The 17,018-nt window shown below is 62.4% G+C and carries 13 protein-coding genes; 7 read left to right on the top strand and 6 right to left on the bottom strand.

What is annotated here, in order from left to right:
• Positions 1-8: 8 nt before the first annotated feature.
• The gene (gene dnaE, locus AB4K19_RS01950; protein WP_436398871.1) at positions 9-3,509 is read right to left on the bottom strand and encodes a DNA polymerase III subunit alpha; all 3,501 of its coding nucleotides are present in this window, start codon (positions 3,507-3,509) and stop codon (positions 9-11) included.
• A 224-nt stretch (positions 3,510-3,733) separates the two neighbouring features.
• Between dnaE and xdhA the strand changes: the two genes are divergently transcribed.
• The 7 genes from xdhA to AB4K19_RS01915 all read left to right on the top strand — a co-directional run bounded on the left by xdhA (position 3,734) and on the right by AB4K19_RS01915 (position 12,894).
• Positions 3,734-5,143 (top strand): xanthine dehydrogenase small subunit, encoded by a 1,410-nt coding sequence (gene xdhA, locus AB4K19_RS01945; protein ID WP_436398869.1) that lies wholly within the window; start codon positions 3,734-3,736, stop codon positions 5,141-5,143.
• On the top strand, positions 5,140-7,422 hold the full coding sequence (gene xdhB, locus AB4K19_RS01940) for a xanthine dehydrogenase molybdopterin binding subunit (RefSeq protein ID WP_436398867.1): 2,283 nt from the start codon (positions 5,140-5,142) through the stop codon (positions 7,420-7,422). The genes xdhA and xdhB overlap by 4 nt, the downstream gene beginning before the upstream one ends.
• Positions 7,419-8,177: a xanthine dehydrogenase accessory protein XdhC gene (gene xdhC, locus AB4K19_RS01935; protein ID WP_375230288.1), complete on the top strand. Its 759-nt coding sequence runs from the start codon at positions 7,419-7,421 to the stop codon at positions 8,175-8,177. Before xdhB ends, xdhC begins: the two co-directional genes overlap by 4 nt.
• Positions 8,174-9,688 carry an ABC transporter ATP-binding protein gene (locus AB4K19_RS01930; RefSeq protein ID WP_436398865.1) on the top strand — a complete coding sequence of 505 codons (1,515 nt, stop codon included), beginning with the start codon at positions 8,174-8,176 and terminating at the stop codon, positions 9,686-9,688. Before xdhC ends, AB4K19_RS01930 begins: the two co-directional genes overlap by 4 nt.
• Positions 9,689-9,757: 69 nt before the next feature.
• Positions 9,758-10,840: an ABC transporter permease gene (locus AB4K19_RS01925; RefSeq protein WP_375230287.1), complete on the top strand. Its 1,083-nt coding sequence runs from the start codon at positions 9,758-9,760 to the stop codon at positions 10,838-10,840.
• Positions 10,840-11,760: an ABC transporter permease gene (locus AB4K19_RS01920; protein ID WP_375230286.1), complete on the top strand. Its 921-nt coding sequence runs from the start codon at positions 10,840-10,842 to the stop codon at positions 11,758-11,760. The genes AB4K19_RS01925 and AB4K19_RS01920 overlap by 1 nt, the downstream gene beginning before the upstream one ends.
• Positions 11,761-11,814: 54 nt before the next feature.
• Positions 11,815-12,894, top strand: a complete 1,080-nt coding sequence (locus AB4K19_RS01915; RefSeq protein ID WP_375230285.1) for a BMP family ABC transporter substrate-binding protein — start codon at positions 11,815-11,817, stop codon at positions 12,892-12,894.
• Between the two features lie 126 nt (positions 12,895-13,020).
• Here the strand turns inward: AB4K19_RS01915 and AB4K19_RS01910 are convergent, their stop codons facing one another.
• From AB4K19_RS01910 to ntrB, 5 genes are all read right to left on the bottom strand, one after another.
• Complete coding sequence (locus AB4K19_RS01910; protein ID WP_375230284.1) at positions 13,021-13,848, bottom strand: sulfotransferase family 2 domain-containing protein; 828 nt, start codon at positions 13,846-13,848, stop codon at positions 13,021-13,023.
• A gap of 247 nt (positions 13,849-14,095) precedes the next feature.
• Positions 14,096-14,566, bottom strand: coding sequence for a cyanase (cynS, locus tag AB4K19_RS01905; protein ID WP_375230283.1), 471 nt, complete (start codon positions 14,564-14,566; stop codon positions 14,096-14,098).
• A 28-nt stretch (positions 14,567-14,594) separates the two neighbouring features.
• Positions 14,595-15,074, bottom strand: a complete 480-nt coding sequence (locus AB4K19_RS01900) for a DUF1348 family protein (RefSeq protein ID WP_436398861.1) — start codon at positions 15,072-15,074, stop codon at positions 14,595-14,597.
• Between the two features lie 10 nt (positions 15,075-15,084).
• Positions 15,085-15,996, bottom strand: coding sequence for an ABC transporter ATP-binding protein (locus AB4K19_RS01895; RefSeq protein ID WP_375230281.1), 912 nt, complete (start codon positions 15,994-15,996; stop codon positions 15,085-15,087).
• A gap of 16 nt (positions 15,997-16,012) precedes the next feature.
• The gene (gene ntrB, locus AB4K19_RS01890) at positions 16,013-17,014 is read right to left on the bottom strand and encodes a nitrate ABC transporter permease (RefSeq protein ID WP_375230280.1); all 1,002 of its coding nucleotides are present in this window, start codon (positions 17,012-17,014) and stop codon (positions 16,013-16,015) included.
• Positions 17,015-17,018 lie beyond the last annotated feature (4 nt).

Below are 17,018 nucleotides of genomic sequence, written 5' to 3'. Positions count from 1 at the left end.
TGCCGCGGTCAGATGTCTTCGACCTCCAGCACGCCGTTCAGCGATTTGATCGCGCCCTTGATCTGTGGGTTCACGGCAAAATCCTGACCGAGGTCCACCTCGACCTCGCCCGGCAGGTCCGGATGCATCAGGCACAGCTGTACCGGGCCGCGCCCCGCGCCGCGTGCCGCTTTGGCGGCCCCTTCCAGCACGCTGGCAACGGCGCTGACCGCACCGGGTTCCTCGACAAAAACGCGCAGTCCCATACCGCCCGCGTCTGCGGTGACCGCGTCGATGGGGGCCACGGAACGGCCCAGAAGTTTAAGCTGATCCGCCTCCATCGTAGCCTCGACGGTAACCACAACCTTGGCACCCGTCTCCAGGTGTTCGCGTGACTTTTCAAGGGTTTCAGAGAAGAGCGTGACCTCGAACGCGCCTGTGGTGTCGGACATCTGACAAAAGGCAAACCGGTTGCCCCGTGCGGATTTGCGCTCCTGCCGGCCCGCAACAACGCCCGCCAGTTTTGCGACCAGTGGCGCGCCTTCTGCCTTGGCCGTTACCTCATCAAGGGTCAGCACACCCTTGCGCTTCAGTGGCCCGGCATAATCGTCCAGCGGATGGCCCGAGAGGTAAAAACCAACGGCCCTGAATTCCTCGCTCAGCCGCTCGGCAGGCAGCCAGTCATCCACCGGATGCAGGCGCGGTTCAGGCAGGTCGTCCCCCGCTTCCCCAAAAAGCGACACCTGGTCAGAGGCGCGCTGTTCGTGAATCGCCGCCGAATATCCCACCAGCGCATCCAGCGCGTCAAAGACCCGCCGCCGGTTGCTGTCCAGCTGGTCAAATGCGCCCGAACGCGCCAGCATTTCCAGCGGTCGCTTACCAACCCGCTTCAGATCCACCCGGCGCGCCAGATCAAAGAGCGTGGCAAAGGGTTTGTCCCCGCGCCCCTCGGTGACCAGTTTCATCGCCTCGACACCGACGTTTTTCAGCGCGCCCAGCGCATAAACCAGCGCGCCGTCGACCACTTTGAACGTTGCATCCGACCGGTTCACGCAAGGCGGCACCCACGGCAGATCAAGCTGTTTGCGCACCTCCTCAAAGTAGACGGCCAGTTTGTCGGTCAGATGGATATCGCAGTTCATCACACCGGCCATGAATTCCACCGGGTGGTTCGCTTTGAGCCAGGCGGTCTGATAGCTGACCACCGCATAGGCTGCCGCGTGCGATTTATTAAAGCCGTAGTTGGCGAATTTTTCCAGCAGGTCGAAAACTTCGGTCGCCTTTTTCTTGTCGACCCCGTTTTCCATCGCGCCCTTTTCGAATTTGGGGCGCTCCTTGGCCATTTCCTCGGCGATCTTTTTACCCATTGCGCGGCGCAGCAGGTCAGCGCCGCCAAGGCTGTAGCCCGCCATCACCTGGGCGATCTGCATCACCTGCTCCTGGTAGACGATAATACCCTGTGTTTCCTTCAGAATATCGTCGATCAGCGGGTGAATGGATTCCAGTTCGCGCTGCCCGTTCTTGACCTCGCAATAGGTCGGGATGTTCTCCATGGGCCCGGGCCGGTACAGCGCCACAAGCGCCACGATGTCCTCGATACAGGTGGGTTTCATGCGCTTCAGGGCATCCATCATGCCCGAGCTTTCCACCTGGAAAACCGCTACCGTCCTGGCGCTGGAATAGAGTTTGTAGGACGCCTCGTCATCCAGCGGGATCGTGGCGATATCGTCGATCAGCCCCTCGGGTGGTTCAAAAAGCTCTGTGCCATCCGCAGCGATATGCAGATGCCGGCCCGACGCCTTGATCTGGTCTACCGCGTTCTGGATCACCGTCAGGGTTTTCAGACCCAGAAAGTCGAATTTGACGAGCCCTGCCTGCTCCACCCATTTCATGTTGAACTGGGTTGCGGGCATGTCCGAGCGCGGGTCCTGGTAGAGCGGCACCAGCCGGTCAAGCGGACGGTCGCCGATCACCACGCCCGCGGCGTGGGTCGAGGCATTCCGCAGCAGCCCCTCGACCTGCTGGCCGTACTCCAGCAGCCGCGCGACGACCTCTTCGTTGCGGGCCTCTTCCCGCAGGCGTGGCTCGTCCGCCAGCGCTTTTTCGATGCTCACCGGCTTGACCCCCTCGACAGGGATCATTTTGGACAGCCGGTCCACCTGGCCGTACGGCATCTGCAGCACCCGGCCGATATCGCGCACCGCAGCCTTTGACAAAAGCGCACCAAAGGTGATGATCTGTCCCACCTTGTCACGGCCGTACTTGTCCTGGACGTACCGGATCACCTCCTCGCGCCGGTCCATACAGAAATCGATGTCAAAGTCAGGCATCGACACCCGTTCGGGGTTCAGGAACCGCTCGAAAAGGAGGTTATACCGCAGCGGATCAAGGTCCGTGATCGTCAGCGCATAGGCCACCAGGCTGCCCGCCCCGGACCCCCGGCCCGGCCCGACCGGAATATCCTCGTCCTTGGCCCATTTGATGAAATCGGCAACGATCAGAAAGTAGCCCGGAAACCCCATCCCTTCGATGATGCCCAGCTCGAAATCCAGCCGCTTTTCGTATTCCTCAACGCTTACCGCATGCGGGATCACCGCCAGCCGGTTTTTCAGGCCCTCATAGGACTGACGCCGCAGCTCCTCGATCTCATCATCGGCAAATTTCGGCAGGATCGGGTCCCGGCGATACGCCTGAAACGCGCAGCGACGCGCAATTTCCACCGTATTCTCAATCGCTTCCGGCAGGTCCGCGAAAAGCGTCACCATCTCCGCCTGGCTCTTGAAGTAATGCTGCGCCGTCAGGCGGCGGCGCGGATCCTGCTGGTCAACATAAGCGCCCTCGGCGATGCAGATCAGCGCGTCGTGCGCCTGATACATCTCAGCGTCGGGAAAATAGACATCATTGGTCGCCACCAGCGGCAGGTCCATCGCATAGGCCATCTCGACAAATCCGCGCTCGGTGAGCCGCTCTGCCTCGGGCTGGCCGTCCTCACCCGGATGCCGCTGCAGTTCGACATAGAGACGGTCACCGAAAATGCCCTTCAGCCGGTCCATCAGCGCCTGCGCCGCCGGGGCCTGCCCCGCACGCAACAAACGCCCCACCGGCCCGTCCGGCCCGCCCGTCAGACAGATCACATCCTGCGCCGCTGCCTCCAGCTCGTCTGCCGTGACCTGCGGCAGCTGCCCGCCCTTATCCACGTAAAGACAGGTGTTCAGGCGCATCAGGTTCTCATACCCGGCCTCTGACTGCGCCAGCAGCACAACAGGTGCAGGGTCAGCCGGCCGGTCGCCGGGCCGTGTTGCAGCATAGGCCAGATCCACCTGACACCCGATGATCGGCTGCACCCCCGCACCGGACATGGCCACGGAAAACTCCAGCGCCGAAAACATATTGTTGGTGTCGGTCAGCGCCATCGCAGGCATGGCATGATCGCGGCAGAGCCCGGGCAGTTTTTTCAACCGCAGCGCGCCCTCCAGCAAAGAATACTCAGAATGCGTGCGCAGGTGGATGAATCGGGTCTCTGTGTTCATGCCCCGAAGCTATGCCAGAGCCCCGCCGCCTGCCAGTACCAGAAGACGCACACGCTGAATTTTTAACGCTGCCAGCCCGCCACGCCCCCCTCCTCATGCTTTTTCCTTGCCAGGCGACACCGGTGCCAGATACCGTGACAGCCGTTACTGCCCGCCCGTCGTTCTACGCCGCATCGAACGTCGGGCCATCCGGGGGCTCGTGGTACCGCGGCGGATCTGACTGAATGGACATCACGTTTCGCCTGAACGGAGAAACAGTGGCGCTGACCGATGTCGCGCCAACCATGACACTTCTGGACTGGCTGCGCGGAGAACGCGGGCTGACAGGCACCAAAGAGGGATGCAACGAAGGCGACTGTGGCGCCTGCACGGTTATGGTCACTGACGCGGATGGTGCAAAATCCCTCAACGCCTGCATTCTGTTTATGCCTCAGCTGAACGGCAAGGCCATCCGCACCGTCGAAGGGATCGCAGCACCGGACGGCTCCCTGCACCCGGTGCAAAGCGCAATGATTGACCATCACGGCTCTCAGTGCGGGTTCTGCACGCCGGGTTTCGTGGTCTCGATGGCCGTCTCTCATCTGAACGGGGCGGCGGATCATGACACCCAACTGGCCGGCAACCTCTGCCGCTGCACGGGCTATGCCCCCATCATCCGCGCCGCAGAATCCGCCGCAAAAGACCCCGTGCCCCCGCATATGCACGACACGCCGCCTCTTCTGGCTGAAAATATCCCCGGGGGGGGCGCCGCAGGCGGCGGGGGCGGGCAGCCCCCTGCGTGGGTACAGCCGCGCACCCAGGACGCACTGGCCGCGTGGTACGCGCAAAACCCGCAGGCCACACTTGTTGCCGGGGCAACCGATGTCGGCCTCTGGGTGACCAAACAGTTCCGCGACCTCGGCCCGGTGGCGTTCCTGAACCAATGCGACGACCTGCGCGGGGTCGATATCACCGATACCACAATTGATATCGGTGCCATGACCAGCCTCAGCGCGCTTGAAACGGCAATCGACCCCTTCCATCCCTCCTTTGCCGCCATGATCCGCCGTTACGGTTCGGTGCAGGTGCGCAATGCCGCGACCATCGGCGGCAATATCGCAAACGGCTCGCCCATCGGCGATGGCCCACCCGCCCTCATCGCGCTGGGTGCTGCTGTGCACCTGCGCTGCGGCGATGCGCGGCGTGAGATGCCGCTTGAGGATTTCTTTCTGGAATACGGCCGGCAGGACCGTAAACCGGGTGAATTTGTCGAACGCATCACCATCCCGCGCCAGCCCGACCGGCTGAAATGCTACAAACTCTCCAAACGCTTTGACCAGGACATCTCAGCGGTCTGCGGATGCCTTTCCATCACCGCGGACAATGGCACCGTCACCGAGGCGCGCATCGCTTTCGGCGGTATGGCCGGCACACCCGCCCGCGCCACACACGCCGAGACCATACTGACCGGCGCCCCCTGGACCGAAGACAGCGTGGCGGCAGCCATGGAGGCCCTGGCAGAGGATTTCACCCCCCTCTCAGACATGCGCGCCAGCGCGGCCTACCGGCTGCAGACCGCACAGAACATGCTGCGGCGCTACTGGCTGGAGGACACGGGCCACGCCCCCCTGACCGTCGGGGAGGCCGCATCATGAGCGTTGCAAAACCCCTGCCCCACGATTCCGCCCGCCTGCATGTGACAGGCAAGGCGCGTTACGTGGATGATATCCCTCTGCCCGCAGACACCCTGCACCTCGCATTTGGTACCAGTACCGTAGCTTGTGGCGATATCACCGCTGTGGACCTGACAGACGTACGCGCCGCAGAAGGCGTCGTCGCGGTGATGACCGCAGACGATCTGCCCTTTGACAATGATGTCTCGCCCTCTGCGCATGACGAACCACTGTTGGCCAAAGTTGTGGTACATTACGCGGGCCAGCCGGTGTTTCTGGTGATCGCCACCTCGCATCTGGCCGCCCGCCATGCGGCCCGGCTGGGCAAAATTGACATCACCCCGGGCGACAACATCCTGACCATTGAGGACGCGCTTGCCCGGGACAGCCGCTTTGAGGAAGGCCCGCGCGTCTACGCCCGCGGTGACCTCGCCACCGCGCTGAGCACCGCAGACCACCGGATCACCGGATCGCTCGACATCGGCGGACAGGAACATTTCTATCTCGAAGGCCAGGCCGCCTGTGCCCAGCCGCAGGACAACGGCGACATGCTGGTGATCAGCTCGACCCAGCATCCCACGGAAATCCAGCACAAGGTTGCCGAAGCCCTGGGCACGCCGATGCACAGCGTGCGCGTGGAAACCCGCCGCATGGGGGGCGGTTTTGGCGGCAAGGAAAGCCAGGGCAACGCGCTCGCGGTGGCCTGTGCTGTGGCCGCGCGGGCGACCGGCCGGACATGCAAAATGCGCTATGACCGGGATGATGACATGATCATCACCGGCAAACGGCATGATTTCCGTGTGACCTATGACGTGGGCTTCGATGCACAGGGGCGCATCGCGGGCATCGATTTCACCCATTATGCCCGCTGCGGCTGGGCCCAGGACCTGTCGCTGCCGGTGGCCGACCGCGCCATGCTGCATGCCGACAACGCCTACTTTCTGCCCGCCGTGCGGATCACCAGCCACCGGCTGAAAACCAATACACAGAGCGCCACAGCCTTCCGCGGCTTCGGCGGCCCGCAGGGCATGGTCGGCATCGAACGGGTGATGGATCACATCGCGGCTCACCTCGGGCTTGACCCGCTGGCCGTCCGCCAGGCCAATTTCTACGGCACCGAAGGCGCGGACAGAAACACAACGCCCTACGGCCAGGAGGTCACCGACTTCATCCTGCCCGACATGACCCGCGCCCTGCTGCAGAGCAGCGGTTACGCGCGCCGCCGCGCCACCATTGACGCCTGGAACGCGGAAAACGCCGTTCTGAAAAAGGGTATCGCGCTGACACCGGTGAAATTCGGCATCTCCTTTACGCTGACGCATCTCAATCAGGCAGGCGCGCTGGTGCATGTCTACCAGGATGGCTCCGTGCACCTGAACCACGGCGGCACCGAAATGGGCCAGGGCCTGTTCCAGAAAGTGGCCCAGGTCGCCGCCAGCACCTTTGGCATCAGCATGCAGGCCGTGAAAATCACCGCGACTGACACCGCAAAGGTGCCCAACACATCCGCCACCGCCGCGTCTTCGGGCAGTGACCTGAATGGTATGGCCGTGCGCGCGGCCTGCCTGACGATCCGGGACCGTATGGCCGGGGTCGTCGCCGCAAAACACGGGGTTGCGGCGGATACGGTCCGCTTTGAGGAAGACACCGTGCACGCAGGCAACACGCGCATGAGTTTCGCCGCAGTGGCCGCCATGGCGTACGAATCCCGCGTCAGCCTGTCCTCGACCGGGTTTTACAAAACACCCGGCCTCGCCTGGGACCGCATCCGCGGTGAGGGCCGCCCGTTTTTCTATTTTGCCTATGGCGCTGCGGTGACCGAAGTGGTGATCGACACGCTGACCGGGGAAAACCGGATTCTGCGGGCCGACATTCTGCATGACTGCGGCGCGTCGCTGAACCCTGATCTCGACATCGGCCAGATCGAAGGCGGTTATGTCCAGGGCGCGGGATGGCTGACCACCGAGGAGCTGGTCTGGGACGACGCGGGCCACCTGCGCACCCATGCGCCCTCGACCTATAAAATCCCGGCCTGCGGGGACCGGCCGGATGTGTTCAACGTGCGCCTGTGGGATGCGCCCAACCGCGAGGAGACGATCTATCGCTCCAAAGCGGTAGGGGAGCCGCCGCTGATGCTGGGTATTTCGGCCTGGTCAGCGCTGGCGGATGCGGTGCGTGCCTGCGGCCCCTCCTATGCGGACCTTCAGGCCCCTGCCACAGCAGAGGCTGTTCTGGATGCGGTGGGCAGGGCCAGGACATGAGCGCGATCTACGTTGAGGTCATTTCGGCCCGCGGGTCCGTCCCGCGCGATGCAGGCACCGCCATGAAGGTCACCGCCCGCGGGACAGAAGGCACCATCGGCGGCGGCGCGCTGGAGCACCTGGCCATCACCCGGGCGCGCGACATCCTGACATCCAATGCTGCAGAGGAAACGCAGACCATGCCTCTGGGCCCGTCGCTGGGTCAGTGTTGCGGCGGTGCGGTGACCCTGCACTATTCCCGCACGCCCCGGCCTGTTGACGCCCCGGCGCGCCACACCCACGCGCCGCTTCGGAACCCGGCACAGCCGAAAGACCTCTGGATCTGGGGCGCGGGGCACGTGGGCCGCGCGATGGTCAACGCCTGCCACCCGCAGGTCTTCAAAATCACCTGGGTCGATGACCACCCGGACCGTTACCCCGACCATGTCAGGCAGGGCGTCACCGTGACCCCGGCCCGCGACATGCCGCGCCTCGCGGCACGCGCTCCCGCTCATGCGCACCACCTGATTTTCACCTACGCGCATGACATTGATCTCGCGCTCTGCGCCGCCCTGCTGAAACGCGGCTTTGCCTCCTGCGGACTGATCGGCTCTGCGACCAAATGGGCGCGTTTTCAGAAAAGGCTGACGGCCGCAGGGCTTGACCCCGCGCCCATCACCTGCCCCATAGGCGATAAATCCCGCGGCAAGCGCCCCGACGACATCGCGGCGGGCACAATTGACGCGCTGATGAACCAGATAAAGGCCGCCGCATGACCCCACTGCTGTCTCTGAAAGGCTTGACCAAGGCATATCCCGGGGTCGTCGCCAATGACGACGTCTCCCTCTCGATCGCCCCCGGCGAAGTGCACGCCCTGCTGGGGGAAAACGGTGCGGGGAAATCCACGCTGGTGAAAATGATCTATGGGCTGGTGAAGCCGGATCAGGGAGCTATGCAGATGAACGGGGCCGATTTCACGCCACCGGAACCGCGCGCGGCGCGGGCGGCGGGCGTGGGCATGGTGTTCCAGCACTTCTCGCTCTTTGATGCGCTGTCGGTGGCAGAAAACATCGCTCTGGGCATGGAGAATGCGCCGGCGATGGGCGCGCTGTCCGAGCAGATCCGGCAGGTGTCAGATACCTATGGTCTGCCGCTTGCGCCGGACCGGACCGTGGGCGATCTCTCCGCGGGTGAACGTCAGCGCGTGGAGATTATCCGGTGCCTTCTGCAGGAACCCAAACTGCTGATCATGGATGAGCCGACCTCGGTACTGACGCCGCAGGAGGTGGAGATCCTGTTTGAGACCCTGCGCAAACTGAGTGCTGAAGGAACCGCAATTCTCTATATTTCTCATAAGCTTGAGGAAATCCGCGCCCTGTGCGACGCCGCCACCATCCTGCGGCTTGGCAAGGTGGTCGGCACCTGTGTGCCGCGCGAAACGACGGCGCGCGACATGGCCGAGATGATGGTGGGCAAAGTGCTGGCCACTCCGTCACGCGCGGGCGCAGAACCCGGGGAGCCGGTGCTGAAGATCGAAAATCTGTCGCACCCCTCGCCATCGGCCTTCGGCATGCCGCTGCGGGACATCAACCTGACCCTGCGCCGCGGAGAGGTGCTGGGCATCGGTGGTGTGGCGGGCAATGGTCAGGACGAATTGCTGGCCGCGCTGTCCGGCGAGATGCGGTCGCCCGCCGGCATGATCCGTTTCAAAGGCGAGGACATCGGCCCCGCCGGGCCGGAAGCGCGCCGCAGGCTGGGCGTGCTGGCGGCACCCGAAGAACGGCTGGGGCATGCGGCAGCCCCCAATATGAGCCTCACAGAGAATGCGATGCTGACCGGTGCCACCCGCGAGGGGCTGATGCGCAATGGCTTTCTGAACTGGACGGCTGCAAAGGATTTCGCCGAGCGCATCATCGAAACATTTGATGTGCGCACGCCCGGTCCCGGCAACGCCGCGCGTGCCTTGTCGGGGGGCAATCTGCAGAAATTTGTGATCGGGCGCGAAGTGCTGCAGCGGCCCGAGGTGCTTGTGGTGAACCAGCCGACCTGGGGGGTCGATGCCTCGGCTGCGGCTGCGATCCGTCAGGCGCTGCTTGATCTGGCAACCGGCGGGGCGGCTGTGATCGTGATCAGCCAGGACCTGGATGAGCTGATGGAGATTTCCGACCGGTTTGCAGCACTTAACGAGGGGCGTCTGTCTGACCCGCTGCCCGCGCAGGGGCTGAGTGTTGAACAGATCGGCCTGATGATGGGCGGTGCCCACGGCATGGAGGTGGCGCATGTCTGAAACACCTGTGCATGAGATTCTGTGCCTCCGGCGGGGATATTTCGGGCCAGAAGAAACCGGGGGACTGTCATGATCCGGCTTGAGAAACGGGCGCAGCCCTCTGCTGTTTTCGGGTATCTGACGCCGCTGCTGGCGGTTCTGGCCACTTTTTTCTTTGGCGGACTGCTGTTTGCGACGCTGGGCAAGGACCCGGTTCAGTCGATCCTGACGATTTTCTGGGAGCCGCTTTTTGGCGAGTTTTCGTTCTTTTACCGCCCGCAACTGCTCATCAAGGGGGCGCCGCTGGTGCTGATCGCCATCGGGCTCAGTCTGGGGTTCCGCGCGGGCATCTGGAACATCGGGGCCGAGGGGCAGTACATTATGGGCGCGCTTTTCGGGGCCGGGTTTGGCCTCGCGTTTTATCCCGCAGAGAGCGCGCTGATCTTTCCGGGCATGGTTCTGGCGGGGGCATTCGGCGGCTGGGTCTGGGCCATGATCCCGGCGGTGCTGCGTGTGCGGTTCGGCACCAACGAGATCCTCGTGTCGCTGATGCTCGTGTATGTAGCCGAGCAATTTCTGGCGTCTATGTCTCTGGGATTGCTTAAAAATCCCGAAGGGTTCGGTTTTCCGGGCAGCCGCAATCTGCAGCAGTATCCATCGGCGCATAATGCCGAACTCATCGCGGGGTCGGGCATGCACTGGGGCGTGGTGGCGGCCATGATTGCTGTGATCTTTGCCTATGTGCTGCTGACCCGCCACCGGCTTGGATTTGCCGTGCGCGTGACGGGCGAGGCACCGCGGGCGGCGAAATTCTCGGGCGTCAATCCGGGGCGGCTGGTGCTGTTCTGTCTGGGCACATCGGGCATGCTGGCGGGCCTTGCGGGGCTTTTTGAGGTCGCGGGCCCCTCGGGCCAGGTGACCATCGATTTCAACACAGGGTATGGGTTTACCGCGATCATCGTGGCCTTTCTGGGCCGGCTGCATCCCATTGGCATTGTGCTCGCCGGGCTGTTGATGGCGCTGACCTATATCGGGGGCGATATCGCGCAGAGCCAGCTGGGCCTGCCGGCCGCCGCCATTCAGGTGTTCCAGGGGATGCTGCTGTTCTTTCTGCTGGCCTTTGATCTCTTTACCAACTACCGGCTGCGCATCGGCCGGACGGAGGCCGCATAATGGACCTGTCGTCAATCAACCCGATCCTCCTGATCGCCGCGCTGATGTCTGCGGCCACGCCTATTCTGCTCGCCGCCGCCGGAGAGCTGATCGTTGAGAAAGCCGGCGTGCTGAACCTCGGGGTCGAGGGTATGATGATCACCGGTGCGATCTGCGGTTTTGCTATCGCGGTGGAAACGGGCTCGCCGGCGACCGGTTTTGTCGCCGCAGCCGCAGGCGGTGCGCTGCTCAGCCTGCTCTTTGTGCTGCTCACCCAAGTGACGCTCGCCAATCAGGTTGCCTCCGGGCTGGCTCTCACGCTCTTTGGCCTCGGGCTGTCATCGCTGCTGGGCCAGGGCTATGTGGGCATTAAACCACCGCGTATGGGGGATGTGAATTTCGGCCCTCTGGCGGATATTCCGGTTCTGGGGCCCATCCTCTTTTCGCATGACCCGATCCTCTATGTCGGGCTGCTGCTGGTGGCCGGTGTCTGGGCCGTCCTGCGGTTTACGCGGGCAGGCCTGGTGCTGCGCGCTGTTGGCGAAAACCACGACGCGGCCCATGCGCTGGGGTACAAGGTCGTGCGGATCCGGACGCTGGCGATCATGTTCGGCGGTGCGCTGGCGGGTATGGGCGGTGCCTACATCAGCCTGATCCGCGTGCCGCAATGGACCGAAGGCATGACAGCAGGCGTCGGCTGGATCGCTCTCGCCCTGGTGGTATTTGCCAGCTGGAAGCCCTGGCGGGTCCTGCTGGGCGCCTATCTTTTTGGCGGAATCACGCAGCTGCAGCTTAATCTGCAGGGTGCGGGCGTTGCCATTCCTGTCGAATATCTGGCAATGTCGCCCTATCTGATCACCATTGTCGTGCTTGTCATTCTCTCGCGGGATAAAAGCGCGGCACCCGGCTCACTGGGCCGGCCATTCCACGCCTCCGGATAGAGGCCAATCAACGCCCCGGAAAACGGGGCGGTTTAACATGGGGAAGACCTGAAAATGAAACTCACCACACTTCTGGCCAGTGCTGCTGTCGCACTTGGCCTCGGTGCCGCGGCCTTTGCCGACGGTCACGAAAAAACCAAGGTCGGCTTTGTCTATGTCGGCCCGATCGGCGACGGCGGCTGGACCTATGAGCACGACAAGGGCCGCCTCGCGGTCGAAGAAGCACACGGCGACAAAGTCGAAACCGTTTATGTGGAAAACGTGGCCGAAGGCCCGGACGCAGAACGCGTGATGACCCAGATGGCGCTCGACGGTGCGGACCTGATCTTTACCACATCCTTCGGCTACATGGACGCGACCATCAACGTGGCCAAGAAGTTCCCGGATGTGAAATTCGAGCACGCGACCGGCTACAAGCGCGCGGACAACGTCTCGACCTACTCGGCACGTTTCTATGAAGGCCGCGCCATCCAGGGCCACATCGCGGGCAAGATGACCAAGACCAACACAATCGGCTACATCGCGTCCTTCCCGATCCCCGAAGTGATCCGTGGCATCAACTCCGCTTACATCCACGCAGCAAAGGTAAACCCTGACGTCGAATTCAAAATCATCTGGGTCTACACCTGGTTTGACCCGGCCAAAGAAGCGGATGCTGCCAAGGCGCTGATCGAACAGGGCGCGGATGTTGTGCTGCAACACACCGATTCCACTGCTCCGCAGGCCGCCGCACAGGAAGCCGGTAACGTGATCACCTTTGGTCAGGCCTCCGACATGGGCCAGTACGCACCCTTCCCGCGCGTCTCCTCGATCATTGACGACTGGGCGCCCTACTACATCGCGCGCACGGCTGCTGTGATGGATGGCACCTGGGAAAGCATGGACACATGGGACGGCATCGGCGCTGGCATGGTCGGCATCGGTGAAATCTCTGACGCGGTGCCCGCCGACGTCAAAGAAGAAGCTCTGGCGCTCAAGGCAGCTCTCGCAGACGGCTCCTATCACGCTTTCACCGGCCCGCTGAACAAACAGGACGGCTCCCCGTTCCTGGCAGAGGGTGAGACAGCTGACGACGGCACGCTTGCTGGCATGAACTTCTACGTTGAAGGCATCACAGGCGACATCCCGAACTGATCCGCTTATCAAGCCACAAAACTTCAAAGCCCCGGTCACTGCGCCGGGGCTTTTTCATGTCTTATCTTGCCAGGGCAAATCGGCCGCGACCCGCCCGTACCCGAGGGCTGCACAAAGGTCGCCGGATCAGTCCGAAACAGGATATCCGAACCGCTCGAAGTCCTTCCGCCAGGCAGACCGGATCAGCGCCCGCGATTCCGGCGTCAGAAAACTGTTCTTTGCGGGGAAGGCCCCTTGCGCCTCGCGGAACCGCACAAGGCTTTCCGCTGTCATCCTGGAGGCATCGGGATCACCCGGAACCTCCCGGTACGCATTGTTCTGCGTCCGGACCGACAGAATACTTCCGTCGCGATCGCCCCAGACATCCGCATGCTGCTCCATATCGTGCTGCAGGGACTCAAGTCTTAGAAAACACACCTCCGGAACCGCGTCGATAATCAGGGATTGCCGGCGCCAGTGCGCATTCATCTCTCCATGCGGCGTGGTCTCAACATAGCGCAAAAAATCCATGAAAGTGGGGCTCTCGACACCAAAGGCACCGACGACCTGGCGCACCCAGCTTTTGTGCCGGTCCGCACCGCAGAATTTATCGATCCAGGCGCTGACGGCCCGGCTGTAGGGATCGCGCACGACCATGAAAACCGGCATCTGCGGCGTCGCGGGCGGCTCGTCCAGTGATGTGACCAGACCGCGATAGTTCGAGATCAGCCTGCGCGCATGAGTGTCGGTCGGGTCTTTCAGATACCTGTGCGAAAAAAGCCCGACCTTCGCAAATTCCTTGGACAGGGCCCGGAGGCCGAAATACCGGGCAACAGACACCGGAGAACGGATCATCCGGTGAAAACTGTGGGAGCTCAGAAACCAGTGTTTCAGTGTGGTGCCGCCGCATTTCGCATTCGTAAACAGGACAAAACCGTTGACCGGGTCAACCATAGGGCTCGGACTGAGTAACAAGTGTTTCCTCCGCATCAGACAGGTCAAGCCGGCACGCCGCGTTGGCGCGTGTGTCCGTCAGCGGCAACCCCGGCGCTACCGTTAAAGTGCTTTCGGGGTAGCAGAATGGTGCCTGCAGCGCAAACCAGCGACGCTGCGAGCCTTGTCCCGGACACCACAGGTTACGGCGACAGTGGCCGGCGACTGTTGCGACCCCGCGTTTTCCACTATGCGGGCTGCAGATCATTGCCAAAGGCCACCCCCCGGCTTACCAGGCGTTATAGCCCAGGAATTTCCCCGACATCTCCAGCTTTACGCGGTCGCCTTTTTCATGAGGTACCTTCGTCACGGACATATCGAAATCGATCGCAGACATGATGCCGGTCCCGAATTTCTCTTCGATCAGCGCTTTCAGCGTCGGGCCATAAACCCCCACAATTTCATAGAACCGGTAAATGCAGGGATCGGTCGGCACCGACTGCTCCCACACCTTCGTCGGCGGTTCATTCAGCACCAGTGCGGCTTCCTGCGGCAGGCCCAGCACACTCACCAGAAGCTCTGCTTTGTCTTTGGGAAAGGCGTTCATGCCCATAGACGCGGAATGGGTGAAAACCGGCGACATGTCGATCTTCTCTGCAATCTCCTCCCAGGTCAGCCCCGCCGTTTTCTTGGCGGACAGGATCATCATTGTCACGTCTTCCTTGGTCATCATTGATGGCACCTCAAATGTATCTTTCATGGGTCGTCCTCCTCGTGAGTTAAAGCGTTCAGAGACCGAGCTCTGTGAGCCCGGGGTGATCATCCGGTCGTCTGCCCTGGGGCCAGCGGAAAAGCCGGTCTGGCTCTTCAATGGGCACATCGTTGATCGAGGCATGGCGCACCGCCATGTGGCCCGTCTCACTGAACTCCCAGTTCTCATTGCCATAGGCGCGGAACCACTGCCCGCTGGCGTCATGCCATTCGTAGCAAAACCGCACCGCAATCCTGTTGCCCGCATGCGCCCAGATTTCCTTGATCAGGCGGTAGCCGGTCTCACTGGCCCATTTGCGCTGCAGAAAGGCGCGCACGGCGTCACGGCCCTTCAGGAATTCGGACCGGTTGCGCCAGATCGTGTCAGGCGTATAGGCCATCGCCACCTTATCCGGATCGCGGGTGTTCCAGGCGTCTTCGGCCATGCGCACCTTTGTCACCGCATCCTCAAAGGTGAACGGCGGAACGGGCGCGCGAAGGGCGGGTTGGTCGGTCATGCCCGGAGCCTCACTCATTCGCCACGGCGCGCAGCGGCGGGGCCGGTTCGGGCTCTGGCTCTGCTTCCGCCACGGTTTTGTCGATCACAATTGTTTCCGGGGACTGATCCACGGCATCCGACTGCTGCCCGGCCAGCGCCACAGAGCGGTGACCCAGGAACTGCACAAGGTGGTTGCGGATCGCGTAATAGTTCGGGTGTTCGACTATTTCCGTTCTGTTGCGCGGGCGCGGGATGGTGATCTCCACCGATTCCGCCACACGCGCAAACGGCCCGTTGGTCATCAGCAGAATGCGGTCGGCCAGCAGGATCGCCTCATCGATGTCATGCGTGATCATAAAGACGGTCTGTTCCGTCTGGCTCCAGACCTTGATCAGCTCATCCTGAATGGTCCCGCGGGTCAGCGCATCAAGCGCACCAAAGGGTTCATCCAGCAGCAGCAGTTTTGGCTGATTGGCAAAGGCCCGCGCGATGGAGACCCGCTGGCGCATGCCCCCCGACAGCTGGCTGGGTTTGCGGTGTACCACGTCTCCCTCCAGCCCGACCATCGCCAGATATTGCCGCGCGTGATCCTCAACCTGCGCCTTCGACCAGTCCCTGTACCGCGCCGCAACGCCAAAGGTGACGTTCTTCAGCGCCGAAAGCCAGGGCAGCAGCGAATAGTTCTGAAACACCACACCACGGTCCAGCGACGGGCCGGACACATGCATGCCGTCCATTTTCACAACGCCCGAGGTCGGCTCCGCCAGCCCCGCGAGGATGTTCATGATGGTGGACTTCCCACAGCCGGAATGGCCAAGGATGCAGACGAACTCTCCCTTTTCCACGCCGAACGTGCTGTTCTCAAAGACGGTGAGCGTTCCCCCCGCCCCGTCGGGGAACTGCTGCGTCATACGTTCGATGGACAGAAACGGTTTGGCCATTGCTGCTCTCCTTCTTTTATTCTGCGTAGGACACGGCGCGCTGCAGCCGGGCAAAGGCCGCATCGAGCAACATGCCAACAATGCCAATGAACAGGATGGCCACGATCATGCGGTCGAGGCGCAGGCCGTTCCATTCGTTCCAGACGACGTAGCCAATGCCGGTGCCGCCAACGAGCATCTCTGCCGCGACGATCACAAGCCACGCGATACCGATGGAAATTCGCATGCCCGTGATGATTGTGGGCGCCGCCGCCGGCAGGATCACAGTCAATGCTGTGCGCAATGATCCCAGCTCATGAGTGCGGGCCACGTTCACCCAGTCGCTGCGCACATTGGCCACGCCAAAGGCGGTGTTGGTCAGCATCGGCCAGAGCGAACAGATGAAAATCACAAAGAGTGATGACAGCTCGCTGTCGCCAATTGTGAAAAGCGCGATGGGCATCCAGGCGAGCGGGGAGATGGGTTTAAGCACCTGGATATACGGATCAAGGGCGCGGTAAAACAGCGGCGACATGCCGATGAGAAAGCCCAGCGGTATGGCAACCGCCGCCGCCAGCGTGTAGCCAATGACAACCCGCATCAGCGAATAGCCCATCTGGATGCCGAACCCCATGTCATTGGTGCCATTGACATAAAACGGGTCGGTTACGGTGGCCCAGAGCTCTTTGCCGATGAGTGCGGGCGACGGGAAGAGTGACCCTGGCGCGGGCGCTGAGCCTTCCTCCGGAACACTGATGCCGAGCGCCCGGATACCACCCGCAGATTCGATCATCGACCGCGACAGGCCTAGATTTGCAATCTGCTCAAGCTGGGGAAACTGCACCCCTTCGGCTGCATAGGTGTCGATGTCTTCAGCACTCATACTGGCCGCCAGAAGCGTATCCCGCTGGTCCTGCGACAGCTGAACGCCAACCGGGCCGGTATCCGGCACATGGGTGGCGAAATGCCAGATCGCGAGCCCGACGATCAGGATCGCAATGGAAAGGATCGAACTTCGGGCGTCGAATTTTGCGAGCATTCCG

The organism is Roseobacter phycocola (assembly GCF_042055075.2).
In the GTDB taxonomy this organism is placed as follows: Bacteria; Pseudomonadota; Alphaproteobacteria; order Rhodobacterales; family Rhodobacteraceae; genus Roseobacter.
This window is presented reverse-complemented; position numbering and strand designations above follow the sequence as displayed.